Genomic DNA, 25,295 nt, shown 5'->3' with positions numbered 1-25,295 from the left:
CATCGGCGCCCCAATGGCGGTGGCGGCCGGTGTTGTCAAGTTCACATGGGTGGCATCGATCGGTCACGACCCGGTCTTATCCTCCTGTTTACCCTCGGCGCGCACTCTCGGTGGGCAGGCAGGAGGTGAAGCATGGGTGATTCGCTGGGCGACCTTCACTACGAGCTGCAGCGCCGGCTGCACGAGATTCGCGCGCGCGCCGAGGCGCTGAGCCCGCTCGACATCCACGCCAGGATGGACGCCATCCGGGGCACCGCCGATCGCGCCGGGCTTCATGCGATGGAAGGCCTCGCGCATCTTTCCTCGCAACTGGCGCTTCTGCCCGGTTGCCGGGTGGCGACCCACGCCTGCCTGGACCATGCCGCCGAAGCGCTCGAAGCGCGGTCAGCCTCGGAGCGCGAAGCCGTTCTTGCGGCAGTGGCTACGCGGCTTCACTGAACGTCCGGGGCGCCCGCTAGCCCTTGGGCCCGAGCGCCGCAGCATCGGTCGAATTCATCTCGACCATGAACAGGGTCAACCCCGTGTCATCGGCCACCGTGATCCGGTAGCATTCGTTTTCCCAATAGCGTTGGGGAGAGGTGCACAGCACCTCGGCGATCATCCGCACGGCATAGCAGCGTGCCTCCTGCAGGGAGTCGAGATCAGTCCCCTCCTCGTCCCGGGTCTCGTGGCCGCTGGAAAGGTGAAAATGATAGCGTGACATAAACGGCCTTGAAAAAGAGAGCGCAACTAAGTCTCTCTGTCGCCAGCAAATCCGACGATAACACCCCAACGAATGTCGAGTAAACGACGTTCCGGTCGTTTGCCGAATAATGGCGTGCGGGAAGAGACGGCCTTTGTCCCGTCCTGCTTCAGGCCTTGCTGCCGCAACTCCGCAGCCTCCAGGGTCGTTACGCCTCCATGCGTGACTTTTCGCAGTTGCTCGATTCGCTCGTCTACACCCGCTCCCGGCTGGCCAAGCTCAAGCTGATCGGCGACTATCTCCGCCGGACCCCCGACCCCGACCGCGGCTATGCCCTGGCCGCGCTGACCGGCACGCTCGACATTCCGCACGTCAAGGGCGCGGTGATCCGGGCGTTGGCCTCCGAACGGGTCGACCCGCTGCTGCTGCGGATGAGCCACAATTACGTCGGCGACCTGGCCGAAACCGTGTCGCTGCTGTGGCCGAGCGCCGAGGGCGACTATGACGATGGCAGCATCACCATCAGCGAAGCGGTCGGCCGTTTGCGCAGCGCAAGCCGCTCTGATGCGCCCGCGGTGCTGGTGGCGATGCTCGACCACCTCGACGCGCCCGGGCGCTATGCCCTGCTCAAGCTCGCCACCGGCGAATTGCGGGTCGGAATCAACGCCCGCAACGCCAAGCAGGCTTTTGCCGATGCCTTCGAACTCGACGTCGAGGCAGTGGAGGAAGTGTGGCACGGGCTGAAGCCGCCCTATCTCGAACTGTTCGCCTGGGGCGAGGGGCGCGGCGCGCAGCCCACCGCCAAGGATGTGCCGGTGTTCCGCCCCTTCATGCTCGCCCACCCGCTGGAGGATGCCGAGCTCGACCTCGACGCTTATGCGGCCGAATGGAAGTGGGACGGGATTCGCCTGCAGCTGGTCCATGCCGGCGGCGAAACCCGGCTATACAGCCGCACCGGCGACGACGTCACCCGCAGCTTTCCCGAGGTGGCAGAAGCCTTTCGCCTGCCTGCCGTGCTCGACGGCGAATTGCTGGTGCGCGGCGCGGGGCAGGGCGCGGACGAACATGGCGGTGCGGCAGCCAGCTTCAACGCTCTTCAGCAGCGCCTCGGCCGCAAGGTCGTCAGCGCCAAGATGCGCGACGAATATCCCGCCTTCGTTCGCCTCTACGACCTGCTGTTCGACGGCGAGGAGGATCTGCGCGCCTTGCCGTGGTCCGAACGCCGCGCCCGGCTGGAGGCCTTCATGGAGCGCCTGCCCCCCGACCGCTTCGACTTGAGCTCGCTGATCGAGGCCGACAGCTTCGCCGACCTGGCAGAGGTTCGGGCCGGTGCCCGCGACGCCGCGATCGAGGGCATGATGCTGAAGCGCCGCGACGCGCCCTATGTCGCCGGACGCCGGGTCGGCCTGTGGTACAAGTGGAAGCGCGATCCGCTGACCGCCGACTGCGTGGTGATGTACGCCCAGCGCGGCTCGGGCAAACGCTCCAGTTTTTATTCCGACTTTACCTTCGGCTGCTGGGCCGAGGACGGGGAGCTGCTGCCGGTCGGCAAGGCCTATATGGGCTTCACCGACGAGGAGCTGAAATGGCTCGACCGGTTCGTTCGCCGCCACACAGTGAATCGATTCGGGCCGGTCCGCGAGGTCGAGAAGAGCCTGGTGTTCGAAGTCGCGTTCGATTCGATCCACCAGAGCAAGCGTCACCGCTCGGGCCTGGCCATGCGCTTTCCCCGCATTGCTCGAATCCGGCAGGACAAGCCCGCGCACGAAGCCGATAAGGTCGCGACCCTGCTGGCAATGGCGACCTAGAGCGGCTTTTCGAGGACCGTGAACTCGAGGTCGTCGAACTGCGCACCCGCGTGCGGCGCTTCGTCATAGGGAAAGGGCCGCCGCTCGCCGGTCGGATGGTAGCCGCGCCGTTCGTAGAAGGAGAGCAATTCCCGCCGCCGGCTGAACACCTGCATCTCCATCCGCGCCGCGCCGATCTCGTCACGGGCGTAAGCCTCCGCTGCCGCCAGCAGCCGCTTCCCCAGCCCCTCGCCCTGTGAGCCGGGATCGACCGTCAGCATGCCGAGATAGGCCAGCTCGGCGTTGAGCTGCACCAGCCGCACGCAGGCCCGGATCGCTCCGCCGTCCCGCCAGACCAGCAGATACTCTCCCGCGTCCAGATAGGATTGCAGCTCGGCGACACTGGTCCGGTCGCCCGTCAGCAGATCCGCTTCGTGGCTCCACCCGGCCCGCGCCGTCTCGCCGCGATAGGCGCGTTCCACCAGCGCGTGGAGCGCGGGCAGGTCGGCGGTGGTCGCGCGTTCAAGCCGCATCGCTCAGCGCCGCTCCTCGTCGCCGAAGATCGCGACCTTCCGCCCGCTCGCGTCGGCCTTGCCGCGGTACATGCCGGCGGAATTGAAGCTGTAAGCCATCTCGCCCTTGGGCGTGACCACGATCACCCCGCCGCTGCCGTCGATGGCGGCGACTTCCTTCATCACCGTGTCGGCCGCCGTGCCCGCATCCTCGCCGAGCATGCGGACCCGGGCGCAGATCTCGTGTGCGACGCCGACCCGGATGAACATTTCTCCCGACCCGGTGGCGGAGACCGCGCAGGCCCGGTCGTCGGCATAGGTGCCGGCGCCGACGACCGGCGCATCGCCGATCCGGTTCCAGCGCTTGCCGGTCATGCCCCCGGTGGAAGTGGCGGCGGCGACGTGCCCCGCAGTGTCGAGCGCCACCGCGCCGACGGTGCCGTAGCGATATTCGAGATCGAGCGCGGTGACCTTGGTGGTCTTGAAGGTTTCCAACTGCTTGCGGCGATAGTCGGTCGAGAAATAGGACGGGTCGACCTGCTCCAGCTTCTGCTCGCGCGAGAAGGCGTCGGCGCCGGCGCCGCTCAGCATCACGTGGCTGCTCGCCTCCATCACCTTGCGCGCCAGGCCGATCGGGTTCTTGGTCCGGGTGACGCCCGCCACCGCCCCCGCCGCGCGGGTCCGGCCGTCCATGATCGCCGCGTCGAGCTCGTTCTTGCCGTCGAGGGTGAAGACCGCGCCGCGTCCGGCGTTGAAGTTGGGATCGTCCTCCAGCACCCGCACCGCCGCATCGACCGCGTCGACCGCCGCGCCGCCGCGTGCAAGCACCGCCGACCCTGCCGCCAGCGCGCGGTCCAATCCGGCGCGAATCTCCTTTTCCTTGTCCGGGGTCAGCGCCGACCGCTCGATCACGCCGGCCCCGCCATGGATCACCAGCTTCCAGTCCGTGGCATGGGCAGGGGCGGTCATCAGCAGGGCTCCGATCATGATGGCAAGGCGCATGGTGTCTCCCGGAAAGAGGACGTCACGCGCCAATTAGCGCAACCGGCAGGCTCTTGCACTCTGTATCAGAAACATATAAATCTGATATCAGATAAGGAGACGATCATGTCGAACGGGGGAATCACCAATCTGTCTGCCAGTGCCGAACGGCCGGCGCGGACGTTCAGCGGCTATGCGATGCTGCTTCTGCTGCTGGTCGCGATCGTGGTCCAGGTCGCGGCCATCGCAAGCCTGTTCCAGCATGACGGCGAGGGGCCGCCGCTCGCCATCGCCGGGGTGATCCTGGCGCCGGTCGCACTGCTGTTCATCCTGTGCGGCTTCTACATGCTGCAGCCCAACCAGGCCGCTTCCATCACCCTGTTCGGATCGTATCGCGGCAACGACCGCAAGACCGGGCTTCGCTGGGTCTGGCCGTGGGAAATGCGGGCCAAGGTGTCGGTCCGTTCGAATAACTTCATCTCCGAGCGGATCAAGGTCAACGACCTGCGCGGCAACCCGATCGAAATGGCGGCGCAGGTCGTCTGGCGCGTGGTCGACACCGCGCAGGCCCTATTCGACGTCGACGATTACAAGGCCTTCGTCGCGGTCCAGGTCGAAGCCGGTATCCGCGCCATCGGGTCGCGCTACCCCTATGACGATTTCGAGCACCTCGAGGTGACCCTGCGCGGCAACCACGACCAGGTCGGGGTCGAGCTTCGCCAGGAGCTGAACGATCGCCTGGTGGTGGCCGGGATCAGCGTCGACGAATGCGGCTTCACCCACCTCGCCTATGCGCAGGAGATTGCCGGCGCGATGCTGCGCCGCCAGCAGGCGCAGGCCGTGGTCGCCGCCCGCAAGACCCTGGTCGAAGGCGCGGTCGGAATGGTCGAGATGGCGCTTGCCATGCTGAGCGAGAAGAACGTGGTCGAACTGGACGACGAGCGCCGCGCGGCGATGGTCTCGAACCTGATGGTGGTGCTGTGCGGCGAACGCGACACCCAGCCTGTCGTCAACACCGGCAGCCTGTACCAGTAGGCCCCCATGCCGGAGCGCAAGGCCTTTCCGCTGCGAATCGACCCGGACCTGTGGTCCGCGGTCGAACGCTGCGCGACCGCCAACATCCGCTCCGCCAATGCCGAAGTCGAATGCCTGCTGCGCGAGGCGCTCAAGGCACGCGGGGTCAAGCTCACGCCGCCCCAGCCGGTCAAGCGAGGTCGCCCGCCCAAGGAGAGTGAATGATGCTGAGCCTGTTGCTTGCCGCCGCCGCAGTCCTCGCGGCCGCTCCGCCCGTCGCGACCGAGGTCAAGGCCGGGCCCAACGACGCGCTTGCCGGCACCCTGCTCAAGCCGGCGGGCAAGGCCAGGGCGGCGATGATCATCATCCCCGGATCGGGCCCGACCGACCGCGACGGCAACAACCCCGCCGGGATCAAGGCGGCCTCCTACCGCAAGCTGGCCGAAGCGCTGGCCGCGCGCGGCGTCGCCACCGTGCGCATCGACAAGCGCGGCATGTTCGGCAGCGCCGCCGCCGGCAATCCCAACGCGGCGACCTTCGCCGCTTATGACGCCGATACGAGCGCCTGGGTCGAGGCGGCGCGAAAGGCCACCGGGCAGAAATGCATTTGGGTCGCCGGACACAGCGAAGGCGGACTGGTCGCGATGCGCGCCGGCAATGCGCCCAACGTCTGCGGCGTGGTGCTGCTTGCGACCCCCGGTGAGAGGCTCGGCGATACGATCCGCAAGCAGCTTCGCGCCAATCCCGCCCTCGCGCCCTATCTGCCCCCGGCCGAGCGCGCGCTCGCTGAGCTCGAGGCCGGGCGCAAGGTGTCGGTGGAGGGGATCCTCCCGGCGCTCGGGCAAAGCCTGTTCAACCCCGCCGTCCAGGGCTTCATGATCGAACTGCTGGCGCAGGATCCGCCGAAACTGGCGACGGCGGTCAAGCGGCCGATGCTGATCGTCCAAGGCGGGCATGACGTGCAAGTCGGGACCGGCAATGGCGAAGTGCTGAAGAAGGCCGCGCCCAAGGCGACTTACGTGCTGTTCCCGGCAATGAACCACGTTCTTACCGACGCGCCGGCCGACCGCAGCCAGAATCTGGCGACCTACGCCGAGATTGATCGTCCGCTGACGCCCGGGCTTGCCGACCGCGTCGCCGCCTTCGTCACGGGCGCCAAGTGATGGACGAACCCTGGTTCACCTACTGGGTGCGGCCTGGCGGCAAGCGGAACATCAATCCCCGCAACGCGAAGGGCTGGGCAACGCTCGCAATCTTCGTCGTCCTGGTGACGATTCCGTCCTTCTTCCTCGGTCCGTGGCTTGATCGAAACAAGTGGCTGCTCGTCCCCTACATTGCGGGAATCGGGCTGGTCACCTTCGGCTTCATCCGCTTCGCCATCACCAAATCGGAGCGCGTCGAGCTCGACCTTACTCCTGACGAGCTGGCAGAATTCCGCGCCTGGAAGCGGCGGGGGAAACGCTAGCGCTTACTCGCTGCTGCGCCCCGGCCGTTGCGGCGCCACCCCGCGCAGGACCGCGTCGTCCAGCATCCGGGCCAGCCGCAGGCCGCCGGCGAGGATCTGCTGGCGGACGGCCGGAACAAGTGCCTGGACTTCGGCCTCGGTGACCTCGCCCCGCTCATCCTTGCCACGCTCGCGGCACGGGTCGCCCAGCGCGGTGGTGTAGGCGTAGGTCTTCGCATTTTCCCACGCGTTGCGGCTCCAATCCTCGACCGTGCCGCTGGCGAGGACGGCCTTCTGGTCGGGCGTCACGCCGCTCAGAAGACCCTTGGCGCCGCCGGGCGGGGTGGTGGCCGCCCGCTCGGCAATCCAGCCGTCCCAGATCCCGTGCAGGTTGGTTCGCCCGCCGACGATGCCATAGGTCACCGGCACGTCGTTGCCGCCGCGATCCCCGCGGTCGCCGCCGTGCATCGGCTGCGCCAGGTCGCCGACGAAATGGGTCAGATAGGCCAGTGCCATCACCCGGTCGCGCACCGGTAGCTTTGTATCGGCCAGCAGTCGCGCGTTGCGCTCGATCTGCGCCGACACGCAATTGCCGTCCTTGCAGGCGTCGCGCAGGCTGAACGGCTTGCAGATGTTGACGTTCTGATAGTGCCAGCTCGACTGGTAGCTGAAGCGATCGCCGAGCGGCTTGATGCAATCGGCCCAGACGCTTGCGTCTTCCAGCGTCCCGACCGGGCATTCAGGGGTTTCCAGCCGCCCGCCTTCGCGCATCAGGGCTTTCAGCTTCACCCGTGTCTCGGGCTTCACTTCGGCCCAGGCGATGCTGGCGACGAGGCGGTGGGTATATTCCCAATAGGCTGCGGCAGGCGCGGCGGCGGTCAGCGCGAGAAGCGCTGCGAGGAGTCTGATGATCGGCACGCCCGATCCTGTAGCGGGCGCCACGGGGCGGCGAAAGCCCGCCTTGGTTCCGTCATCGACCGGCTCTATATGACTGACATGTCTTCGCTTCGCCCATGGCGCCACATTGAACGCCGCAAGAGCCGTCAGATCATGGTCGGCAACGTGCCGGTCGGCGGCGACGCGCCGATCACCGTCCAGACCATGACCAATACGCTGACCTCGGACGCGCGGGCGACGATCGACCAGATCCGCCGCTGCGAAGAGGCCGGGGTCGACATCATCCGGGTCTCCTGCCCCGACGTCGAAAGCACCACCGCGCTGCGCGAGATCGTTCGCGCGGCCAACGTCCCGATCGTCGCCGACATCCATTTCCACTACCGCCGCGCGCTGGAAGCAGCCGACGCCGGCGCCGCCTGCCTGCGGATCAATCCCGGCAACATCGGTTCGTCCGAACGGGTCGCCGAAGTGGTTCGCGCCGCCAAGGCCAACGGCTGCGCGATCCGGATCGGGGTCAATGCCGGAAGCCTCGAGAAGGATTTGCTCGAGAAATATGGCGAGCCGTGCCCCGAGGCGCTGGTCGAAAGCGCACTCGACCACATCCGCATCCTCGAGGATCACGACTTCCACGAATATAAGGTCGCGGTGAAGGCCAGCGACGTGTTCCTGGCCGTAGCTGCGTACCAGGAGCTAGCCTCTCAGGTCGATTGCCCGCTGCACCTCGGGATCACCGAGGCGGGCGGGCTGATCGGCGGCACCGTGAAGAGCTCGATCGGCCTCGGCATGCTGCTGTGGAGCGGCATCGGCGACACCATCCGCGTCTCGCTCTCGGCCGAGCCCGAAGAGGAAGTGCGGGTCGGATATCACCTGCTGAAGGCGCTCGGCATCCGCAATCGCGGCGTCCGCGTCATCTCCTGCCCCTCCTGCGCCCGCCAGGGCTTCGACGTCATCCGCACCGTCGAGAAGCTGGAGGAACGCCTGCAGCACATCCGCACCCCGATGAGCCTGTCGGTCCTCGGCTGCGTCGTGAACGGCCCGGGCGAAGCGCGCGAAACCGACATCGGCGTGACTGGCGGCGGCAACGGCAAGCACATGGTCTATCTGTCGGGCGTCACCGATCACCATGTCGCCGACGAAGGCATGGTCGATCACATCGTCCGCCTGGTCGAAGCCAAGGCGGCCGAGATCGAAGCGGCCGGCGCTGCGGCGGAACCGGTCGCGGCTGAATAGGCCACGCCGACACGGCGGAGGCTTGCGCCGCCGCCGCCAGCCACTAGGCCGCGCTTGCATGATCCCGCCGCGACCCACCCCAGCACTCGCCTTCGCGGTCGGCACGCTCGGCATCGCGTTGTTCTCGGGCATGGACGCGATCATGAAGGGGCTGGTGCTCGCGATCGGCGTCTACGCAACCATGTTGTGGCGCAGTTTCGTCGGGGTCGGCCTGTCCGGGCTCGGTTATGGCCTCAGCTGGAAGGGCTGGCCCGAGCGCAAGGTGCTCCGGCTGCATGTCGAGCGCGGCGTCCTGACCAGCGTCATGGGCCTGTTGTTCTTCTGGGGCATCGGCCACGTACCCCTGGCGCAGGCGATCGCCCTGGCCTTCATCGCCCCGCTGATCGCGCTTTTCCTCGCCGCCGTGCTGCTTGGCGAAGTGGTCGGCAAGCGCACGGTCGGCGCCTCGTTGCTCGCCTTCGCCGGGGTGGTCGTGATCTTCATCGGCCAGGCCCGCGCCGATCTCGGCCGGGAGGCCCTGCTCGGCAGCCTCGCGATCCTCGCGTCGGCGGTGCTCTACGCCATCAACATCATCATGATGCGTCGGCAGAGCCAGGCGGCCGGTCCGCTCGAGATTGCTTTTTTCCAGAATGTGACCGTGAGCCTGGTCCTGCTGCTGGCGTTGCCGGTGATCGGCACCACGCTTCCACCACTGCAGCACTGGCCGGCCTTGCTGGCGGCGGCGGCTCTCTCCACCCTGTCGCTTCTGCTGCTGTCCTGGGCCTACGCCCGGGCCGAGGCGAGCTATCTTGCGGCGACCGAATATACCGCCTTCCTGTGGGCCGCCTTGTTCGGCTGGCTGGTGTTCGGCGAGCACCTGTCCGGCTTCACCCTCGCCGGCGCAGGCCTGATCGTCACCGGCTGCCTGCTTGCCGCGCGGAGCCCGCAGGCCGCCAATCCGCATCTTGAAGCCGCCGCGTAAGGACAACGACATGGCCTGGTTCCTGCTCATCCTTGGCGGTTTGTTCGAGGTCGGCTTCACCACCTCGCTGCGGTTCGTCGACGGCTTCCGCAATCTCCCGTGGACCGCGGCCTTCCTCGCCAGCGTGACCTTGTCGATGCTGCTGCTCGAACGCGCGGCGCGCGAGATCCCGATGGGGACCGCCTACGCCGTGTGGGGCGGGATCGGCGCGATCGGGACCGTGGCGGTCGGAATGCTGTTCTTCGACGAGCCGTCGACCACCATCCGCCTGCTTCTCATCCTGGTGGTGGTCGCCGCCATCGCCGGTTTGAAGCTGACCGCCTAGCGCCGCTGCGGCTCCAGCGCCGGCGCGATGGCGGGCGAGGCCTCGATGCTGGGGAGGAAGGTCGGCCGCGGAAACGCGCCGCGCATCTGCTCGAAGGCGTGACCATAGGCCAGCAGCTGCCAGTCCGACCATTTGGGCCCGACGAAGCTCAACCCCACCGGAAGCCCCCGCACCAGTCCCATCGGCACCGTCAGGTGCGGATAGCCGGCCACCGCGGCCATCGACCCCACGCCATTGCCGCCGGGCGATACGTCGCCGTGCACCGCATCGATCTTCCATGCCGCCGGGCGGGTCGGGAAAACGATGGCATCGACCCCGGTGAGCAACCGGTCGAGGTCGCCACTGGCGACCCGCAGGCTGTCGGCGCGGGCCTTGCGATAGGCCGGATCGGCGAGGCCCTTGGCCTTCTCCGCTTCTTCGAACGTGTCCTGGCCGAACAGCGCCATCTCGCTGGCGGCATTGGCCGTGTTGAAGGCGATGAGGTCGGCCAGCGTCTTCGGTCCGGCGGCCCGGCTGCTTGCGAGATAGCTGGCCATGCCTGCCTTCAGCTCGGTCAGCAGGACCTGATATTCGTCGTTGCCGAAGCTGCCGGTCGGCTTGAACGTCTTGATCTCGACCAGTTCGGCCCCGGCCTGCCGCAATTGCGCGAGGGCGGCATCAAAGGCCGAATCGGTGCCGAAACCCGCGGCGAAGCGGAGGACGGCGATGCGCTTGCCCCTCAGCCCACCTTCGGGAAGCGCGCCGGCCTGAGCGGGCTTGTGCCGGTCGGCCTCGGCAGTCGCCGGATCGGCCGGGTCGCTGCCGGCGATGACCGACAGCAGGAGCGCCGCCTGCGCCGAGGTCCGGGTCATCGGCCCGGCAGTGTCCTGGCTTTCGCTGATGGGGACGATGTGGGTCCGGCTGACCAGCCCCATGGTGGGCTTGAGGCCGACCACCCCGTTCATGCTTGCCGGGCAGGTGATCGAACCGTCGGTTTCGGTCCCGATCGCATAGTCGGTGAAGCCCGCTGCCACCGCCGCCCCGCTCCCGCTCGAGCTGCCGCAGGTATTGCGGTCCAGCGCATAAGGATTGCGGGTCTGCCCACCGACCGCGCTCCAGCCGGAGATGCTGCTGTTGGACCGGATGTTGGCCCATTCGCTGAGGTTGGTCTTGCCGACGACAATCGCCCCCGCGCGGCGCAGGCGGGTGACGATCGGCGCGTCGCGGCCGGTGTCATTACCCGCAAGGGCAAGGCTGCCGGCGGTGGTCGGCAGTCCTGCCACGTCGACATTGTCCTTGATCAGGATCGGCTCGCCGTGAAGCCACTCACCGGCACCGGCGGCGATGCCCTGCTTCGCCGCGCCCTCGGCTTCGGCGGTGGGGCTGATCGCGATCACGGCGTGCAACTGCGCGTCCCTGGCTTTGATCCGGGCAATCGCGCCGGCCGCCTTGCTGGACGCGGGGACGGGCAGCGCGGTGGTCGCACAGCCGCCGAGAAGCAGGGCGGCGCAAAGCAAGGCAGGTCGGCCGCTGGTCAAGGCATGACTCCGGTTGGTCGAAAGACGGGGGTGACAGACATTTCAGGTTCATCGCAGGGGCACAAGCCACCGGAACGATCCCGCTTTCCAGTTCTTCAAGGCAGATATGACCAGAAACATTCTCCTCGCCTCAACGGCGATCCTTGCCGCGCCCCTGTTCGCCGGGGTCGCGTCAGCGCAGGTCGCGCCCGCTCCGGTGCCGGCCCCGGCCGAGCAGGTAGCCGTCGCGCAGCAGCCCGCCGTGCAGGATCCCGACGCCGCCATCGACGAGGAGGCAGAGGACGTCGATCAGGAGATCACCGTCACCGGCGCCCGCCCGCGCGGCTCCGTGGTCGGCAACATCCCGCCCGAAAACGTGCTCGATTCCCGCGACATCCGCGCGACCGGCGCGACCAGCATCGCCGAACTGCTCGATTCGATCGCGACCCAGACCGGAAGTGCGCGGGGACGCGGCGCGGGCGCGCCGGTGGTGCTGCTCAATGGACAGCGTATCTCCGGCTTTCGCGAACTGCGCGACCTACCGCCCGAAGCGATCCAGCGGACCGAGATCCTGCCCGAGGAAGTCGCCCTCAAATACGGATATTCCGCCGACCAGCGGGTGGTGAACATCGTGCTGCGCCGGCGCTTCAATTCGACCACGGCCGAAGTCGGCGGGCGGATTGCCACCGACGGTGGCTATGCGACCGGACGGGCCGACGTCGGCAAGCTCGCGATCCGCGACAATACGCGCACCTCGGGCAACATCCGGGTCGAGGGCAACAATCCGCTGTTCGAAAGCGAGCGGGATATCGGCGCCCGCAGCGAAGATACGATCGACAGCCGCCCGTTCCGCACTCTCGTCGGCGCCGGGCAGACCGCCCGGGTGTCGGGAACACTGAGCCGGCCGGTCTCGTCGATCTTCAACGGAACGCTGACCGCCGAAGCCGAGCGGCGGGGCGGAAGCAGTGGGCTCGGCCTGCTCAACAGCGATTACCTGCGCCGCGAAACCAGTGGGTCGACCTATGCGCTCGGCGGATCGCTGAACGGCCAGGTCGGTCGCTGGCGACTGTCATCGACCGCCAACGGCGAGCTTGTGAAGAGCGAATCGGAAACCGCGCTGCGCGGTGACCTCAGCGAATCGACGCGCAGCTCGTTGAGCCTCGATGCGACCGCCAACGGACCGCTGCTGCAGCTGCCGGCGGGCATGGCCAACGTCACGTTGAAGGGAGGGGTCAGCAGGCTGGCAATCGAAGGCAGGAGCCGCCGGTCGAATGTCGTCACCCCGTCCGATTTCAACCGCTTCATCGGGGAAGGCTCGGCCAACGTCGACCTGCCGATCACCGAGCGGGCGTCGGCGATCGGGCGGCTCACTGCCAATGTGAATGGCGGGCTGCGCTATCTCGACGACTTCGGAACGCTGACGTCGCTCGGAGCGGGGCTGAACTGGTCGCCGGCTGCGCGCGCAAGTGTCCTGCTGAGCTGGACGCGGGAGGAAGGCGCGCCCTCGCTGCAGCAACTTGGCGATCCGCGGCTCGACACCGAGGGTGTGCCGTTCTTCGACGCGCGCAATGGCGTGACGGTTCCGGTCACCACCATCACCGGCGGCAATCGCGATCTGCTCGCCGACCGCCGCAACGTGTTCAAGATCGGCGGCAACTGGCAGCCGCTCGAGGATCCCGACCTGCGTTTGCGCGCCGAATTCGTCCGGCAGACCACCGACAATCCGCAGATCAGCTTTCCTGCGGCCACCGCTGCGCTGGAACAGGCGTTCCCCAACCGCTTTCAGCGCGACCCGTCGGGTCAGTTGATCAGCGTCGACCTGCGCCCGGTCAACGCCGCGCGCTCGAAGCGCGAGCAGCTGCGCTGGGGGTTCGACTTCACCAAGTCGCTGCAGACCAAGCGCCCTTCGCGGGAGACGATCAATCGGCTCGTCGACCGCGCCCGGCAGTCGGGCCTCATCCCCAATGCCCCCCGCCCCAATGCCGATGGCACGGCGCCGGCGGCACCGACGGTGGTCGTGCGTACCGAGGGCGATGCGCCGCCGCCGCCGGGCGCTGGCGGTCCGCGCGGTGAAGGTGGCGGCCCTCGCTTCGGCGGTGGCGGTCCCGGTGGCGGCGGCGGGCGCTTCGGCGGCGGCGGGCGCGGCGGGCGGCTGACGCTGTCGGCGACCCATACGGTGACGTTCACCGACGAACTGGAGATCGGGCCGGGCCTCCCGGTGCTCGACTATTTGAACGGCGAAGCGCTAAGCGCCAGCGGCGGTCGTCCACGGCACCAGGTCGAGGTCGAGAGCGGCTATTACAACAACGGCCTGGGGGTTCGGCTGTCGGGCAACTGGCGCAGCGCGACGCGGCTCGCCTCGGTCGGCGACGACCTTCGCTTCTCGCCTTATGCGACCTTCAACCTGCGCGCCTTCGCCAATCTCGGCGAGCGGCTCGACCTTGTCACTAAGGTGCCGTTCCTGCGCGGAAGCTCGGTGCGGTTCGAGGTGAACAACATCTTCAACACCCGGCCGGCTGTGAACGGCGCCACGAGTGCCATTCCCGCCTACCAGCCCGACCGGCTGGAGCCGGTCGGGCGAACGGTGGGCGTGACGTTCCGCAAATTGTTCATTCCCAACCGCTTCATCCGCCGCGCGGTGCAGCAGGGCGGCGGGCGTCCGGACGAATAAGCAGCAGGGGCGAGGGGCTTAGAACCCCTCGCGCTTCGCCCGCTCGAGGCCGTCGACGATGACCTTCTTGGCATCGTCGCGGCTGCCCCAGTGACCGACGCGCGTCCACTTTTCGGGCTCGAGGTCCTTATAGTGGGTGAAGAAGTGGGCGATCTGGTCGAACACGATCTTGGGCAGATCCTCGCCCTCGCCGATCCCCTCGTAATAGGGCGTCGTCTTGACGTCGGGCACGGCGAGCAATTTCTCGTCGCCGCCGGCCTCGTCCTCGAGGAACAGCACCGCGACCGGGCGGGCACGAACGACGCAGCCCGGCATGAACGGCCAGCGGTTCATCACCAGGCAGTCGAGCGGATCGCCGTCCTCGCCCAGCGTGTGGGGGATGAAGCCGTAATTCGCCGGATAGCGCATCGCGGTGTGCAGGATGCGGTCGACGAAGATCGCGCCCGACTTCTTGTCGAGCTCATACTTCACCGGCTCGCCGCCGATCGGCACTTCGATGACGACATTGATGGATTCGGGCGGATTGGCGCCCGCCGGCACGAGGTCTAGGTTCACTTTGGCTCCAGAAGGATATCGAGGGCGCCCCGCCCATTTCCGATTTTCGTGAGGCGCGGATAGCGAAGACCGCCGTTCCAGGAAAGGGGCACCACCCGGACGCTGTCGCCGCGCTTCACGGTGATGCTGACCGGCGCGGTCCCACCCTTGGCGGCGGTGATGGCGGCCTTGAGCGCCTCTTCGCTGTAGGCCTTTTCGCCAACCGCGACGATCGACTGGCCGGTGGTCAGCCCAGCCTTGAAGGCGGGACCGCCCCAGATGACGGCAGTGATCTTGCCGTCGCGGTCGAGGGTCATGCCCAGCGACCAGCTGTAATTGTGATTCCTGCCCGACTTCATCGACGCCGCGAGTGCCGCGTTCGGCGCCTCGGCATAATCGAGACGGTAGCCCGAGGCGGTGAAGCCACCCAGCGGCGCGCCCGCCGCCGACGGCTCGTACACCCGCTGCTGGAGGAAGCCGCGCCAGTCGTGGCGGTAGACGCCGTTGAGGCCGGCCACGATGTCGTTCAGGGTGTAGGTGCGCACGCCCCAGTCGCCTTCGCGTGTGCCGAAGAAGGCGCGGGCGAAATCGTCGAGGCCGCGGCGGTTGGCCGTGCCCTTGCGGATGATCGCATCGGCTTCGAGCCAGATCAGCATGCCCTCGTTGTAATAATCCTCGTTGCGCTGCCAGCTGGTCCAGGCCTTGGGCCGGCGGGCCGAGACGATCGGATCGTTGGTTGTGTCGACCAGCGGCCGCCACGCGCGGCCCGTCGTGAGGTCGAGGCCGGCGGCGATGTTCGCCATCTTGTCCAGCACCTCGGCCTTGGTCGACAGGCCCGAACGGGCTTCGAGGACATGGCCCCAGAACTGCGTCTGGCCTTCGTACACCCACAGCAGGCTGTCGCGCATCGGGGTGCGGAAGTCCGGGGCGAACAGGTCGGCCGGGCGGCGGTGCTTGCCGTTCCAGCTGTGGGTGAATTCGTGCGGCAGCAGGTTGTGGTCGGGAAGGCTCGCCTTCCAGTCGGTGAAATAGCCCGGATCGTTCTGGTTCTCGGATGAGCGGTGATGCTCCAGCCCGATGCCGCCCATCTTGTCGGTGATGGCGTGAAGGAAGTCGTAGTGATCGAACTGGCGGGTGCCGAACAGGCGCAGCGACTGGGTGACCAGGTTGCGATGCTTCTGCAGCACGTCGGCGGAGACGACGAGCTCCTTGGGACTGTCGGCGACCGTGTTGAGGAACACATTCTGGCCGAGATCGTCGCGGCGGAAATAGCGGCCGGCGAAGATCGGCGAATCCTGCAGCGTCTCGTAGCTCACCGTGTTGTAGGTGACCCGCGCGCCGTTGGCCGCGGTGGGACGAAGCGCGGTCGCGGCCTGGAAGCCGGCGGGATAATTGACCGTCGCGCTGACCGGGATGCGGCGGGTGAAATAACCGGCGGGATAGAGCGACACCATCTCGAACTGGAGGTTGAGCATGTCGGGGGTGACCAGGATCCGGCCCTGGTTGCCCTCGGTCGGGGTCATGAACTGGAAGCGCGCCTCGATTTCGCTTGCGCCGGCCGGCACGTCGACGTGGAAGGCATAGACCTCGCCCGCGTCGCGCTCCCACTTCAGCGTGCGGCCGCCGGCGGTGAAGGTCAGCCCGGCCAGTTTCTCGAGCTCGCCGCGCGGGGCGTGCTTGCCGGGAAGCCATTGCGGGAAAAGCAGGGTCATCCGTCCGGCCTGCACGACCGGAATCGTCTGCCGGACGGTCCAGATGCCCTGGGCAAGATCGCTGACATCGACATCCAGCCGCATCGTGCCGGGAAAAGCGACGTCGCGGGCAGTGGGGATCGTCTGCGCGAATTGCACCGGTTGGGGGGCCGACAGCGGCACCACCTGGGCAAGGGCGGGAGAGGCGGCGACCAGCGCCGCGGCAAGATACAGGCTACGCATGGGCTCCGCCTAGCCACGGAGGCGCGGGGCGGCTAGTGGCTGCGCCACATTCATGGCCCAGATCAATACGCCCCAACCCGTCCGCGGCATGCAGTCGCTCCTTGGCGAAGAAGCCGATCGCTTCGCGCATGTCGTCGCGACCTTCGAGCGCGTCCGCCGCCTGTTCGGTTTTCGCCGCGTCGAGGTGCCGGTGCTCGAGCCCACCGCGGTGTTCGCCCGCTCGCTCGGCGAAACCACCGACGTCGTCTCCAAGGAGATGTACAGTTTCGAGGACCGGTCGGGCGACAACGTCACCTTGCGGCCCGAATTCACCGCGGGAATTGCCCGCGCCTACCTCAGCGAAGGGTGGCAGCAATTTACGCCGCTCAAGGTCGCGACGCATGGGCCGGCCTTCCGCTACGAGCGCCCGCAGAAGGGCCGCTTCCGGCAATTCCACCAGCTCGACGCCGAGATCCTCGGCGCGGCCGAGCCGCAGGCGGATGTCGAGGTGCTGAGCTTCGCCGACCAGCTGCTGCGCGAACTCGGGGTCGGCGGCACGGTCGTGTGCAAATTGAACACGCTTGGTGACCCGGCGACCCGAAGCGCCTGGCGCGACGCCTTGCACGAGCATTTTGCATCGCGCCGGGCCGACCTCAGCGAGGACAGTCGCGACCGGCTCGACCGCAATCCGGTGCGGATCCTCGACAGCAAGGCGCATGCCGATTGGCCGATCGTCGATTCGGCGCCGGTGATCGACGATTTCCTGACCGCCGAAGCGAGCGACTTCTTCGCCGCGGTGACCGCCGGCCTCGATGCCGCCGGGGTGACCTGGGAGCGCGCGCCGCGACTGGTGCGCGGGCTCGATTATTATCGCCACACCGCCTTCGAGTTCGTCACCGACGCATTGGGCGCGCAGGGGACGGTGCTGGCCGGCGGCCGCTATGACGGCCTGGTCGAGCAGCTCGGCGGACCGCACACGCCCGCGATCGGCTGGGCGGCGGGGATCGAGCGGCTGTCGATGCTGATCGACGCCCCGGCGCCCGATCGGCCGACCGCCGTGCTGGTCCCGCTGGGCGGTCCGGCCGAGCAGGCGGCAATCCACATCCTCGCCGACCTTCGCCGCAAGGGCATCGCCGCCGACATGGCGTGGCGCGGCAACATGAAGAAGCGGATGGCGAAGGCCGCGTCGGCCGGTGCCGGTTTTGCCATCATCCTTGGCGACGATGAGGTCGGGAGCGGAACGGCGCAGGTCAAGAATCTGGCGACCGGGGAGCAGCGCGCAGTTGCGTTCGACGGCCTTCACGCAGCGTTGAGCGCATGACCACCATCTCGTCCGAACGGATCGCCCAGATCGAGGCGAAGCGGCAGGAACTGTCGGCGATGATGGCGAGCGGTACGCTTGCTCCCGAGGAATTCGTCCGCCTCAGCAAGGAATATGCCCAGATCGAGCCGGTCGCGGCAGCCGCGCGCGAAGTGCGGCGGCTGCGTGCCGAGCGCGAAAGCCTGACCGCGATGAGCCGCGACGGCGACGAGGAACTGCGCGCCATGGCGGCCGAGGAACTGGCGCTGATCGAGGACGCGCTTCCGAAGGCCGAGCGCGCGCTGGCGCTGCAATTGCTGCCCAAGGACAGCGCCGACGAACGCGCTGCAATGCTCGAGGTCCGCGCCGGCACGGGCGGCGACGAGGCGGCTTTGTTCGCCGGCGACCTGCTTCGCATGTACCAGCGCTTCGCCGACGAATATGGCTGGAAGTTCGAGCTGATCAGCGCGTCCCAGTCCGAAGTCGGCGGGTACAAGGAGGCGGTGGCGTCCATCAACGGCGACGGCGTGTTCGCGCGGCTCAAGTTCGAAAGCGGCGTGCACCGCGTCCAGCGCGTCCCCGCGACCGAAAGCGGCGGGCGGATCCACACCTCGGCGGCAACGGTGGCGGTGCTGCCCGAGGCCGAGGATGTCGACGTCCATATCGACGACAAGGACCTTCGCATCGACGTCTATCGCTCGTCGGGTCCGGGCGGGCAGTCTGTCAACACCACCGATTCGGCGGTCCGGATCACCCACCTTCCGTCGGGACTGGTAGTGATCCAGCAGGACGAAAAGAGCCAGCACAAGAACAAGGCCAAGGCGTTGAAGGTGCTGCGCACCCGCCTGTTCGAACTGGAGCGCGAGCGGCTGGCAAGCGAGCGGGCCGGCGCGCGCAAGTCGATGGTCGGGTCGGGCGACCGGTCGGAGCGCATCCGCACCTACAACTTCCCGCAAGGGCGGGTGACCGACCATCGGATCAACCTGACATTGCACAAACTGCCCGAAATCCTCGAGGGTCCCGGGCTGAAGGAATTGACCGAGGCGCTGATCGCCGAGGACGAAGCGCAGCGTCTCGCCGGGCTCGAGGATGCCTGAGGTCTTGCCCGCATGAACCCGGTCGACCGCGCCCTGCACGAAGCGGTGCGGCGGCTTCCCGATTGCACCGATACGCCCCGCCTCGATGCCGAGCTGCTGCTGGCCCATGCCTTCGGCATCGAACGCGACGCCTTGCTGCTGCGACCGCCGACCGGTCCGATCCCGGCGAGCTTCGCTGCGCTGCTGCAGCGGCGCTGCGAGGGGGAGCCGGTCGCCTACATCGTCGGGCGGCGGGCATTCTGGAACATCGAACTGGAGGTCGGCCCCGGCGCACTGATCCCGCGACCCGACAGCGAAACCCTAATCTCGGCGGCGATCGAGCATTTCGCCGGCGGCGACGGCCCGGAGCGGATCCTCGATCTCGGCACCGGACCCGGAACTTTGCTGCTCGCCGCGCTCGACCAGTGGCCACGGGCGACCGGGCTCGGCGTCGATTCGAGCGAGGCGGCGCTGGCCTATGCCCGGCGCAATGCCGAACGGCTGGGGCTCGCGCCCCGGGCCCAGTTCCGGCGCGGCGATTGGGCCAAAAGGGTGACCGAGCGGTTCGACCTCCTGCTGTGCAACCCGCCTTATGTCGCGCAGGGCGCCGAGCTTGGACCGGGGGTCGCCGAGCACGAGCCGCCGGAGGCCTTGTTCGGCGGTGCCGACGGGCTCGACGACTATCGCCTGCTGGCGCCGGAAATCGGGCGGCTGCTGGCACCGGGCGGGCTGGCCGCGATCGAAATCGGCTATGACCAGGGGGACAGCGCGGCGGCCCTGTTCGCCGCGGCAGGGCTCAAGCCGACCCTCGCGCGCGACCTCGGCGGGCGGCCCCGCGCCCTGCTGATCCGGGCTTGAGCGATAAGGGCTTGGAAAAACCGTCGCTGGCCGCTACATCTTCTTCCAGCATAGGTCCGCTTCGCGAAGCCGACCGAAGCGATCCCCGACTTACGCTTTCGTTTCCGTGGCCATTCCGGCGCGGCGACCAGAGCCAGATAGGGGCCCCCGGGACAACGAACGGTTCGTGTCCCGGCACCGCAGTTCACGCGCTTTGAGGATTTGTTCGGCGCCAGTGTTCAAGGAACGTCACGCTTGATGAACAATCGCCAGAACGGCCGCCGTCGCGGTCGTGGGGGACAGCGTCCGCAGGGTCTCGGGGGAGGCAGCGGAGGCGGTGGTGGCCGCGATCAGCGTAGCCGTGGCAACGCCGCGCAGCTGCTCGAGAAATACAAGAACATGGCGCGCGATTCGCAGCTTGCGGGCGACCGGGTCCAGACCGAATATTACCTGCAGTTCGCGGATCACTATTTCCGCGTGCTGGGCGAAACCCGCTCGCGGTTCGAGGATCAGCGCTCGAACCAGGACGACGAGGACGAGGGTGACGACGAGGGCTTCGACGGTGAGGGCGACGAGGATTCGTTCGACCAGCAGCCCCGTCAGGACCGCCAGGATCGTGGCGACCGCCAGGACCGGCAGCCGCGTGGTGATCGCTTCGATCAGCGCCGTGACCGCAATCGTGACGATCGTCCGCGCGACGATCGTGCGCCGCGCGAGGATCGTGCTCCCCGCGAAGACCGTGCCGCTCGTGACGATCGCGCCCCTCGCGACGAGCGGGCGCAGCGCGACGACCGTCCGCGTGACGACCGTCCGCGTGAGGATCGGCCGCGCGACGACCGTCCGCGTGAGGATCGGCCGCGGCGTGCCCGCGCCGAGCGCCGTCCGCGCGACGAGGACCAGTCCGAGCCGATGGTTGCCGAGCAGGCACCGACCGGCATCGCCGACTTCCTTCCGCCCGCCATCGGTCCGGTGACCGAGGTCGAGACGGACGAGGCCGAGGCGCCCAAGCCGCGCCGCCGGGTGGTCCGTCGCCCACGTGTGGAAGACAATGACGACGGGGTCGCTCCGGCCGCCTGATCTTCTTGACCGAGCCGCGTCGGCTGGCGCGGACGTCGTCCCGGTTGACCTCAATGTGATAATGTAACAGGTTCCTTCTCCAATCGGGGAAGGAGCCTGTTCATGCGTCTGCTCGTGGCCATCCTGGCGGCTGTCGCCGCGGCACCTGTCACAGGCCAGACCATCCCGCCTCCGCAAGCAAGCGCGCAGGGCACTGTCGCGGTGACCATCTATAACAACGACCTCGCGCTCGTTCAGGACCGGCGCGAGCTGAACCTGCCGGCGGGGCGATCGCGGCAGGAGTTTCCCGACGTCTCTGCGCGGATCCGGGCGGAAACCGTCACGCTCACCGGAAGCGACATCGGGATCGTCGAGCAGAATTTCGATTACGACCTGCTCAGCCCTTCGGCGCTGATGCAGAAGGCGGTGGGTGAGACGATCACGCTCGTCCGGGTCAATCCTGCGACCGGGGCCGAAACGCGTGAACGGGCGCGCGTGCTGGCGGCGAACGGCGGCGTGGTGCTGCAGATCGGCGAGCGGATCGAGGTGCTGCGCGACGATGGGCTGCCGGTCCGGGTGATCTTCGACAAGGTGCCCGAGGGCCTGCGCCCGCGTCCGACGCTGTCGGTGACCCTGACCGCGCCGCGGGCCGGCCGCCAGCCGGTGACGCTCACCTACCTGACGCCGGGGCTCGCCTGGGATGCCGATTATGTCGCCTTGTTCGACGAAGCCGCCGGGCGGATGGACGTGCAGGGCTGGATCACGCTCAACAACCAGAGCGGGACGGCCTATCGCAATGCCGACGTGGTGCTGGTCGCCGGAGCAGTCGGGGGTGCCGACCAGCCCTACGGCGGCCGCTATCCCACCCCGCCACGCTCCGCTGACGTCATGGCGGCGGGAACCGAAAGCGCCAACCGCGCGCGCGTCGGAGACTTCTATCTCTACCCCCTGCCCCAACGAACCACCATCGCGCAGGCGCAGCAGAAGCAGGTGAGCTTTCTCGATGTCAGCGGTACGCCGGCTGCCCGCGCCTACGAATATCGCAACCAGTGGCTCGGGACGACCGATCAGCCGGTGAGCGCCAATTCGGTGCTGCGCTTCTCGACCGGAAGCCGGCAAGGCCTCGGCGATGCGCTACCTGCGGGCACGGTGCGGGTCTATCAGCGTGACACCCGTGGCACGCCGCAATTCGTCGGCGAATCGCGGATCGGTCATACCCCGATGGGCAGCGATCTCGGGCTGACGACGGGGCAGGCGTTCGACATCAAGGTGCAGCCGACTGTGGTTGAGCGCACCCGCGTCAGCTCGGACGGGAGCCGGTGGCGGACCGCGATGCGCTACCGGCTAACCAATGCGTCGCCGCGCGCGGTGACGGTGGATCTTCTGCAGGACGGCTTGTGGGGCGACACGCGGATCGTCAGCGAAAGCCAGAATAGCGAGCGTCGCAACGCCAACTCCGCGCTTTGGAAGGTGGCGGTGCCGGCGAACGGCGAGGCGAACGTCACCGCCACCTTCGACACGCGCTTCTAGGCCGATGCGGGCCACCGGGCTTCTCGCGCTGTGCCTGGCCGGACCGGCGCTGGGGCAGACTGTCGTCACCTCGCCTGCACCGGAGCGGGTCGGGGTGACGGTCTACCGCGACCAGAGCCGCGGCAATGCCCGACCGCAGCGGCAGTGGCTCAATGGCTATGCCCTGATCAGCGAGACGCGGACGATCGCCATCCCCGCAGGCGACACGGAGCTTCGCTTCGAGGGCGTGGCGAGCGGGATCGTCCCGCAGAGCGCGATCGTCGGCGGCATCCCTGAAGGGCTCCTCGAGCGCAATCGCGATGCGCTGCTGCTGTCGGCGGGCAGTCTGGTCGACCGGGCGCTCGGCCAGCGGGTCAGCCTGCGGCGCACCGATCGCGCGACCGGCAAGGTGACTAATGAAGAGGCTGTGGTCCGCACCGGCAGCGACGGCGGCGTGGTGCTGCAGACCGCCGCCGGTGTCGAAGCCCTGCGCTGCACCGGGCTGGCCGAGACGCTGATCTACGACCGCGTGCCCGCTGGCCTCTCCGCGCGTCCGACGCTGTCGGTCAGGGTGCGCGCCAGGCAGCCGCTCACCGCGACGGTGACGTTGTCGTATCTCGCCACCGGGTTCGACTGGCAGGCGGATTATGTCGCCATGCTCTCGCCCGATGAGCGGACTTTGCAGCTTCAGGCGTGGTTGACCCTCGCCAGCACCGACGAGACCAGCTTCGTCGGCGCCACCACGCAGGCCGTAGCGGGGCGCGTCAATCGCGAGCGGACCGATGTGCCGCCCGTCTCGGCGCCGCCGCTACGGCTGGAGTGCTGGCCGGACGAGACGACCGACGATGTGCCGGAGGAGGAAGGTGGTGACGGCTACGGCATTCCGCCGCCTCCGCCGCCGCCGGCCCCTCCGCCGCCGCCCCCTATGGCAATGCGGTCCGAAATCGTCGTGACGGGATCCCGGATGACGGCGGAGCGTGAGCGGCTGGGCGACTTGCAGCTGTATCGCATTCCGGAGCCGGTCACCGTTGCGGCCAAGGCGCAAAAGCAGGTCGGGCTGATCGACCAACCGGCGGTCCGGATCGAAATGATCTACCGAATGCGCTTGATGGCCTCGGATTTGGATGCGGAGCAAGCAGGCCAGCTCATCCTGCGTAGCCGTAACCGGGACGAGGAAGGCCTCGGGCTGCCCCTGCCGTCGGGAAACGTCGTTCTGTTCCGCCAGGGCGCGGAGCGGCCCATGCTGATCGGCGAGGGCGCGATGCGGGACGTCGCGGTCGGCGAGAAAGTCGAGCTTGCCGTCGCCCAATCGACGGGCGTCCGTGCGCGCATGGCCGGCGGCAAGGGGGGGCGGCAAACGCTCACCGTCACCAATGATCGCATGGTCGCGACCCGGGTCGAGGTCGAGCTGTTCAAGGATGACGACGAAGAGATCGACGGCGCCAAGCTCACCGCTCGCGACGGGAAGCTGCTGTGGATTATAACCGTTCCGGCAAACGGCAGCGTGTCGCTGAACTACGCAATTCGCCGGCGCTAGGCGGCCGGCTGGTCAACCGCGCGCGGGCGATGTTGCTCGTCCAGCGCGACAAAGGTGAACAGGCCTTCGGTGACCTTGATCTGGCGGTCGCCGCGGTCGCGATCGGCGACGACCTCGATCCGGATCGCCATGCTGGTCCGCCCGACCCGCTCGACCTCGGCATAGACGCTGATCAGGTCGCGCAGCTCGATCGGGGCGATGAACTCCATCCGCTCGATCGCGACGGTCGCCACCGCGCCATTGGCACGCCGCGCGGCGACGATGCCGGCGGCGATGTCCATCTGGCTCAGCACCCAGCCGCCGAAGATGTGGCCGTTGGAATTGATGTCGCCGGGTCCGGGCGTCACGCGCAGGACCGGCTGGCGGGGATCGTTGTTGGTCAAAGGTCGTCCTTGTCGATGAGTGTCTCGCTAGCCGTCCGGTGGGCTTCCTCGTCATGGCCGGAGCCCGAGCTGATGAATACCAGACTCATCAGGGCGGCACCGAGCAGAACGCTGAGGCCGGCGCCGAGCGCAGTGGCGATCAGCATGTGGATCTTAGTTTCCGACTCGCCCTGCATCACGAAGAAGACCGCTGCGGCCGCGGCCAGGATCGAGGCGAGGCTCATCCAGCGCATGATTCGCCGGAAGCGTTGCCATTGCGATTGGCGGAGTGAGGGGATCGGATCGGGCTGGGGCATGCGAGCTTCCCTTTGAGCGCCGAAGGTGAGACCTTCAACCCCGGCCGTAAACACCCAAGCGACTTGCGAAGGAGCCACACGCCATGACCATCGCCGCCGTCCTGTCGGGCAAGGGGCCCGAGGTTGCCACCATCACCATCGCTGCGACGCTCGGAGAGGCCGCGGCCGAGCTCACCCGCAACAAGATCGGGGCCCTGGTGGTGGTCGACTCGGCGGGGGGCGTTGCAGGTGTCCTGTCCGAACGCGACATCGTCGCCTGCCTTGCCGCGCACGGCGACGAGGAACTCGGCCGGCGCAGGGTCGAGGATGCAATGACATCGCCGGCAATCACCGTCGAGCCCGAGGCGCCGGTCCTTACCGCCCTGGCGTTGATGACCGCGCGCCGGATTCGACACCTGCCCGTGTTGAGGGACGGCCGCCTCGCGGGAATCGTGTCGATCGGCGACCTGGTGAAGTTCCGGATCGACCGGATCGAGCACGAGGCCGAGGCAATGCGGGCCTATATCCAGTCGGCGTGAGGACTTTTTTTGGGGGCCTGCAGACGAGCCCCTATATATAGACTCGCGCGCGACCTCGAAAAATCGAGCAAAAACTTGAAGTTGGGGGGTTGCGCGAATCCGCGGCGGGGCTAAATGCGGCTCCAGCAACGGACGCAGCGGCCTCGGCCCAGTGTTCGGAAGCACCGAAACAGACAGGCTGATCGGCCGCTTCTTCCGAAAGGAAGGTTCAAGCGGATCGATCGCTCGCCACCAGGCGGGAGGCCAGAAAGTTCGGGGCTGCTGTGGAAGGGTTCGCCCTTCGCGGTCAGCTTGTGTGGCAATGTCGGTTTTTCGAAATGCTTCGAAAAAAAGACA

General features: G+C 67.8%; 26 protein-coding genes. 17 read left to right on the top strand and 9 right to left on the bottom strand.

Annotated features, from left to right (window positions below; genetic code table 11):
• The first annotated feature begins 132 nt into the window (after nt 1-132).
• Nucleotides 133-438: a hypothetical protein gene (locus GGQ97_RS02805; protein ID WP_168067535.1), complete on the top strand. Its 306-nt coding sequence runs from the start codon at nt 133-135 to the stop codon at nt 436-438.
• Nucleotides 439-454: 16 nt separating this feature from the next.
• On the opposite strand, the gene GGQ97_RS02800 is transcribed toward GGQ97_RS02805, so the two are convergent.
• Complete coding sequence (locus tag GGQ97_RS02800; protein ID WP_168067534.1) at nt 455-703, bottom strand: DUF6894 family protein; 249 nt, start codon at nt 701-703, stop codon at nt 455-457.
• Between the two features lie 197 nt (nt 704-900).
• Here GGQ97_RS02800 and GGQ97_RS02795 point away from each other — a divergent pair, with 197 nt between their 5' ends.
• Complete coding sequence (locus GGQ97_RS02795) at nt 901-2,490, top strand: cisplatin damage response ATP-dependent DNA ligase (protein WP_168067533.1); 1,590 nt, start codon at nt 901-903, stop codon at nt 2,488-2,490.
• Here the strand turns inward: GGQ97_RS02795 and GGQ97_RS02790 are convergent.
• Both GGQ97_RS02790 and GGQ97_RS02785 read right to left on the bottom strand, forming a co-directional pair.
• Nucleotides 2,487-3,002 (bottom strand): GNAT family N-acetyltransferase, encoded by a 516-nt coding sequence (locus GGQ97_RS02790; protein ID WP_168067532.1) that lies wholly within the window; start codon nt 3,000-3,002, stop codon nt 2,487-2,489. The two genes, GGQ97_RS02795 and GGQ97_RS02790, sit on opposite strands and share 4 nt — an antisense overlap.
• Before the next feature lie 3 nt (nt 3,003-3,005).
• Complete coding sequence (locus GGQ97_RS02785; protein ID WP_168067531.1) at nt 3,006-3,983, bottom strand: isoaspartyl peptidase/L-asparaginase family protein; 978 nt, start codon at nt 3,981-3,983, stop codon at nt 3,006-3,008.
• Between the two features lie 105 nt (nt 3,984-4,088).
• On the opposite strand from GGQ97_RS02785, the gene GGQ97_RS02780 reads away from it, so the two are divergent.
• The 4 genes from GGQ97_RS02780 to GGQ97_RS02765 are packed head-to-tail and all read left to right on the top strand — an operon-like array spanning nt 4,089 to nt 6,441.
• Complete coding sequence (locus GGQ97_RS02780) at nt 4,089-4,997, top strand: SPFH domain-containing protein (RefSeq protein ID WP_168067530.1); 909 nt, start codon at nt 4,089-4,091, stop codon at nt 4,995-4,997.
• A gap of 6 nt (nt 4,998-5,003) precedes the next feature.
• Complete coding sequence (locus GGQ97_RS02775; RefSeq protein WP_168067529.1) at nt 5,004-5,201, top strand: type II toxin-antitoxin system antitoxin; 198 nt, start codon at nt 5,004-5,006, stop codon at nt 5,199-5,201.
• Nucleotides 5,201-6,139 carry an alpha/beta hydrolase gene (locus GGQ97_RS02770; RefSeq protein ID WP_245197819.1) on the top strand — a complete coding sequence of 313 codons (939 nt, stop codon included), beginning with the start codon at nt 5,201-5,203 and terminating at the stop codon, nt 6,137-6,139. The genes GGQ97_RS02775 and GGQ97_RS02770 overlap by 1 nt, the downstream gene beginning before the upstream one ends.
• A complete protein-coding gene (locus GGQ97_RS02765; RefSeq protein ID WP_168067527.1) occupies nt 6,139-6,441 on the top strand; it encodes a hypothetical protein in 303 nt (100 codons plus the stop codon). The genes GGQ97_RS02770 and GGQ97_RS02765 overlap by 1 nt, the downstream gene beginning before the upstream one ends.
• 3 nt (nt 6,442-6,444) lie before the next feature.
• Here GGQ97_RS02765 and GGQ97_RS02760 read toward each other — a convergent pair whose 3' ends face one another.
• Nucleotides 6,445-7,338, bottom strand: coding sequence for a S1/P1 nuclease (locus tag GGQ97_RS02760; protein WP_168067526.1), 894 nt, complete (start codon nt 7,336-7,338; stop codon nt 6,445-6,447).
• Between the two features lie 78 nt (nt 7,339-7,416).
• Between GGQ97_RS02760 and ispG the strand changes: the two genes are divergently transcribed.
• The 3 genes from ispG to GGQ97_RS02745 are packed head-to-tail and all read left to right on the top strand — an operon-like array spanning nt 7,417 to nt 9,833.
• A complete protein-coding gene (gene ispG / locus GGQ97_RS02755) occupies nt 7,417-8,547 on the top strand; it encodes a flavodoxin-dependent (E)-4-hydroxy-3-methylbut-2-enyl-diphosphate synthase (RefSeq protein ID WP_168070662.1) in 1,131 nt (376 codons plus the stop codon).
• 58 nt (nt 8,548-8,605) lie between these two features.
• The gene (locus tag GGQ97_RS02750; protein ID WP_168067525.1) at nt 8,606-9,508 is read left to right on the top strand and encodes a DMT family transporter; all 903 of its coding nucleotides are present in this window, start codon (nt 8,606-8,608) and stop codon (nt 9,506-9,508) included.
• 10 nt (nt 9,509-9,518) lie between these two features.
• Nucleotides 9,519-9,833 carry a DMT family transporter gene (locus tag GGQ97_RS02745; RefSeq protein WP_168067524.1) on the top strand — a complete coding sequence of 105 codons (315 nt, stop codon included), beginning with the start codon at nt 9,519-9,521 and terminating at the stop codon, nt 9,831-9,833.
• On the opposite strand, the gene GGQ97_RS02740 is transcribed toward GGQ97_RS02745, so the two are convergent.
• The gene (locus tag GGQ97_RS02740) at nt 9,830-11,350 is read right to left on the bottom strand and encodes an amidase (RefSeq protein ID WP_168067523.1); all 1,521 of its coding nucleotides are present in this window, start codon (nt 11,348-11,350) and stop codon (nt 9,830-9,832) included. The genes GGQ97_RS02745 and GGQ97_RS02740 overlap by 4 nt on opposite strands.
• A gap of 106 nt (nt 11,351-11,456) precedes the next feature.
• Between GGQ97_RS02740 and GGQ97_RS02735 the strand changes: the two genes are divergently transcribed.
• Complete coding sequence (locus tag GGQ97_RS02735; protein WP_168067522.1) at nt 11,457-14,000, top strand: TonB-dependent receptor; 2,544 nt, start codon at nt 11,457-11,459, stop codon at nt 13,998-14,000.
• Nucleotides 14,001-14,018: 18 nt separating this feature from the next.
• On the opposite strand, the gene ppa is transcribed toward GGQ97_RS02735, so the two are convergent.
• Nucleotides 14,019-14,555, bottom strand: coding sequence for an inorganic diphosphatase (gene ppa, locus GGQ97_RS14265; protein ID WP_168067521.1), 537 nt, complete (start codon nt 14,553-14,555; stop codon nt 14,019-14,021).
• Nucleotides 14,552-16,468 (bottom strand): M61 family metallopeptidase, encoded by a 1,917-nt coding sequence (locus GGQ97_RS14260; RefSeq protein WP_168067520.1) that lies wholly within the window; start codon nt 16,466-16,468, stop codon nt 14,552-14,554. The genes ppa and GGQ97_RS14260 overlap by 4 nt, the downstream gene beginning before the upstream one ends.
• A 52-nt stretch (nt 16,469-16,520) precedes the next feature.
• Here GGQ97_RS14260 and hisS point away from each other — a divergent pair, with 52 nt between their 5' ends.
• From hisS to GGQ97_RS02695, 6 genes are all read left to right on the top strand, one after another.
• Nucleotides 16,521-17,768, top strand: a complete 1,248-nt coding sequence (gene hisS, locus GGQ97_RS02720) for a histidine--tRNA ligase (protein WP_168067519.1) — start codon at nt 16,521-16,523, stop codon at nt 17,766-17,768.
• A complete protein-coding gene (gene prfA / locus GGQ97_RS02715; protein ID WP_168067518.1) occupies nt 17,765-18,844 on the top strand; it encodes a peptide chain release factor 1 in 1,080 nt (359 codons plus the stop codon). Before hisS ends, prfA begins: the two co-directional genes overlap by 4 nt.
• A 12-nt stretch (nt 18,845-18,856) precedes the next feature.
• Nucleotides 18,857-19,681: a peptide chain release factor N(5)-glutamine methyltransferase gene (gene prmC, locus GGQ97_RS02710; RefSeq protein WP_168067517.1), complete on the top strand. Its 825-nt coding sequence runs from the start codon at nt 18,857-18,859 to the stop codon at nt 19,679-19,681.
• Between the two features lie 237 nt (nt 19,682-19,918).
• The gene (locus GGQ97_RS02705) at nt 19,919-20,737 is read left to right on the top strand and encodes a DUF4167 domain-containing protein (protein ID WP_342448430.1); all 819 of its coding nucleotides are present in this window, start codon (nt 19,919-19,921) and stop codon (nt 20,735-20,737) included.
• Nucleotides 20,738-20,839: 102 nt separating this feature from the next.
• On the top strand, nt 20,840-22,246 hold the full coding sequence (locus GGQ97_RS02700; protein WP_168067515.1) for a DUF4139 domain-containing protein: 1,407 nt from the start codon (nt 20,840-20,842) through the stop codon (nt 22,244-22,246).
• Nucleotides 22,247-22,250: 4 nt separating this feature from the next.
• Nucleotides 22,251-23,762 carry a DUF4139 domain-containing protein gene (locus GGQ97_RS02695; protein WP_168067514.1) on the top strand — a complete coding sequence of 504 codons (1,512 nt, stop codon included), beginning with the start codon at nt 22,251-22,253 and terminating at the stop codon, nt 23,760-23,762.
• On the opposite strand, the gene GGQ97_RS02690 is transcribed toward GGQ97_RS02695, so the two are convergent.
• The gene (locus tag GGQ97_RS02690; RefSeq protein ID WP_168067513.1) at nt 23,759-24,145 is read right to left on the bottom strand and encodes an acyl-CoA thioesterase; all 387 of its coding nucleotides are present in this window, start codon (nt 24,143-24,145) and stop codon (nt 23,759-23,761) included. The genes GGQ97_RS02695 and GGQ97_RS02690 overlap by 4 nt on opposite strands.
• Nucleotides 24,142-24,441, bottom strand: coding sequence for a hypothetical protein (locus GGQ97_RS02685; RefSeq protein WP_168067512.1), 300 nt, complete (start codon nt 24,439-24,441; stop codon nt 24,142-24,144). The genes GGQ97_RS02690 and GGQ97_RS02685 overlap by 4 nt, the downstream gene beginning before the upstream one ends.
• A gap of 83 nt (nt 24,442-24,524) precedes the next feature.
• On the opposite strand from GGQ97_RS02685, the gene GGQ97_RS02680 reads away from it, so the two are divergent.
• The gene (locus tag GGQ97_RS02680; protein ID WP_168067511.1) at nt 24,525-24,959 is read left to right on the top strand and encodes a CBS domain-containing protein; all 435 of its coding nucleotides are present in this window, start codon (nt 24,525-24,527) and stop codon (nt 24,957-24,959) included.
• Nucleotides 24,960-25,295: the final 336 nt, after the last annotated feature.

The sequence above is a fragment of the Sphingomonas kaistensis genome (genome assembly GCF_011927725.1).
Classification (GTDB): domain Bacteria; phylum Pseudomonadota; class Alphaproteobacteria; order Sphingomonadales; family Sphingomonadaceae; genus Sphingomicrobium; species Sphingomicrobium kaistense.
The sequence above is the reverse complement of the archived record's forward strand: the minus strand, read 5'-3'. Positions and strand labels throughout refer to the sequence as shown.

What these genes read in the sequence shown, in the direction of transcription:
- GGQ97_RS02805 (WP_168067535.1), top strand. Translation starts at nt 133, where the DNA reads ATGGGTGATTCGCTGGGCGACCTTCACTACGAGCTGCAGCGCCGGCTG.
- GGQ97_RS02795 (WP_168067533.1), top strand. Translation starts at nt 901, where the DNA reads ATGCGTGACTTTTCGCAGTTGCTCGATTCGCTCGTCTACACCCGCTCC.
- GGQ97_RS02780 (WP_168067530.1), top strand. Translation starts at nt 4,089, where the DNA reads ATGTCGAACGGGGGAATCACCAATCTGTCTGCCAGTGCCGAACGGCCG.
- GGQ97_RS02700 (WP_168067515.1), top strand. Translation starts at nt 20,840, where the DNA reads ATGCGTCTGCTCGTGGCCATCCTGGCGGCTGTCGCCGCGGCACCTGTC.
- ispG (WP_168070662.1), top strand. Translation starts at nt 7,417, where the DNA reads ATGTCTTCGCTTCGCCCATGGCGCCACATTGAACGCCGCAAGAGCCGT.
- prmC (WP_168067517.1), top strand. Translation starts at nt 18,857, where the DNA reads ATGAACCCGGTCGACCGCGCCCTGCACGAAGCGGTGCGGCGGCTTCCC.
- GGQ97_RS02735 (WP_168067522.1), top strand. Translation starts at nt 11,457, where the DNA reads ATGACCAGAAACATTCTCCTCGCCTCAACGGCGATCCTTGCCGCGCCC.
- GGQ97_RS02770 (WP_245197819.1), top strand. Translation starts at nt 5,201, where the DNA reads ATGCTGAGCCTGTTGCTTGCCGCCGCCGCAGTCCTCGCGGCCGCTCCG.
- GGQ97_RS02695 (WP_168067514.1), top strand. Translation starts at nt 22,251, where the DNA reads ATGCGGGCCACCGGGCTTCTCGCGCTGTGCCTGGCCGGACCGGCGCTG.
- GGQ97_RS02680 (WP_168067511.1), top strand. Translation starts at nt 24,525, where the DNA reads ATGACCATCGCCGCCGTCCTGTCGGGCAAGGGGCCCGAGGTTGCCACC.
- GGQ97_RS02785 (WP_168067531.1), bottom strand. Translation starts at nt 3,983, where the DNA reads ATGCGCCTTGCCATCATGATCGGAGCCCTGCTGATGACCGCCCCTGCC.
- GGQ97_RS02765 (WP_168067527.1), top strand. Translation starts at nt 6,139, where the DNA reads ATGGACGAACCCTGGTTCACCTACTGGGTGCGGCCTGGCGGCAAGCGG.
- GGQ97_RS14260 (WP_168067520.1), bottom strand. Translation starts at nt 16,468, where the DNA reads ATGCGTAGCCTGTATCTTGCCGCGGCGCTGGTCGCCGCCTCTCCCGCC.
- GGQ97_RS02800 (WP_168067534.1), bottom strand. Translation starts at nt 703, where the DNA reads ATGTCACGCTATCATTTTCACCTTTCCAGCGGCCACGAGACCCGGGAC.
- GGQ97_RS02745 (WP_168067524.1), top strand. Translation starts at nt 9,519, where the DNA reads ATGGCCTGGTTCCTGCTCATCCTTGGCGGTTTGTTCGAGGTCGGCTTC.
- hisS (WP_168067519.1), top strand. Translation starts at nt 16,521, where the DNA reads ATGGCCCAGATCAATACGCCCCAACCCGTCCGCGGCATGCAGTCGCTC.
- GGQ97_RS02775 (WP_168067529.1), top strand. Translation starts at nt 5,004, where the DNA reads ATGCCGGAGCGCAAGGCCTTTCCGCTGCGAATCGACCCGGACCTGTGG.
- GGQ97_RS02705 (WP_342448430.1), top strand. Translation starts at nt 19,919, where the DNA reads ATGAACAATCGCCAGAACGGCCGCCGTCGCGGTCGTGGGGGACAGCGT.
- GGQ97_RS02750 (WP_168067525.1), top strand. Translation starts at nt 8,606, where the DNA reads ATGATCCCGCCGCGACCCACCCCAGCACTCGCCTTCGCGGTCGGCACG.
- GGQ97_RS02685 (WP_168067512.1), bottom strand. Translation starts at nt 24,441, where the DNA reads ATGCCCCAGCCCGATCCGATCCCCTCACTCCGCCAATCGCAATGGCAA.
- prfA (WP_168067518.1), top strand. Translation starts at nt 17,765, where the DNA reads ATGACCACCATCTCGTCCGAACGGATCGCCCAGATCGAGGCGAAGCGG.
- GGQ97_RS02790 (WP_168067532.1), bottom strand. Translation starts at nt 3,002, where the DNA reads ATGCGGCTTGAACGCGCGACCACCGCCGACCTGCCCGCGCTCCACGCG.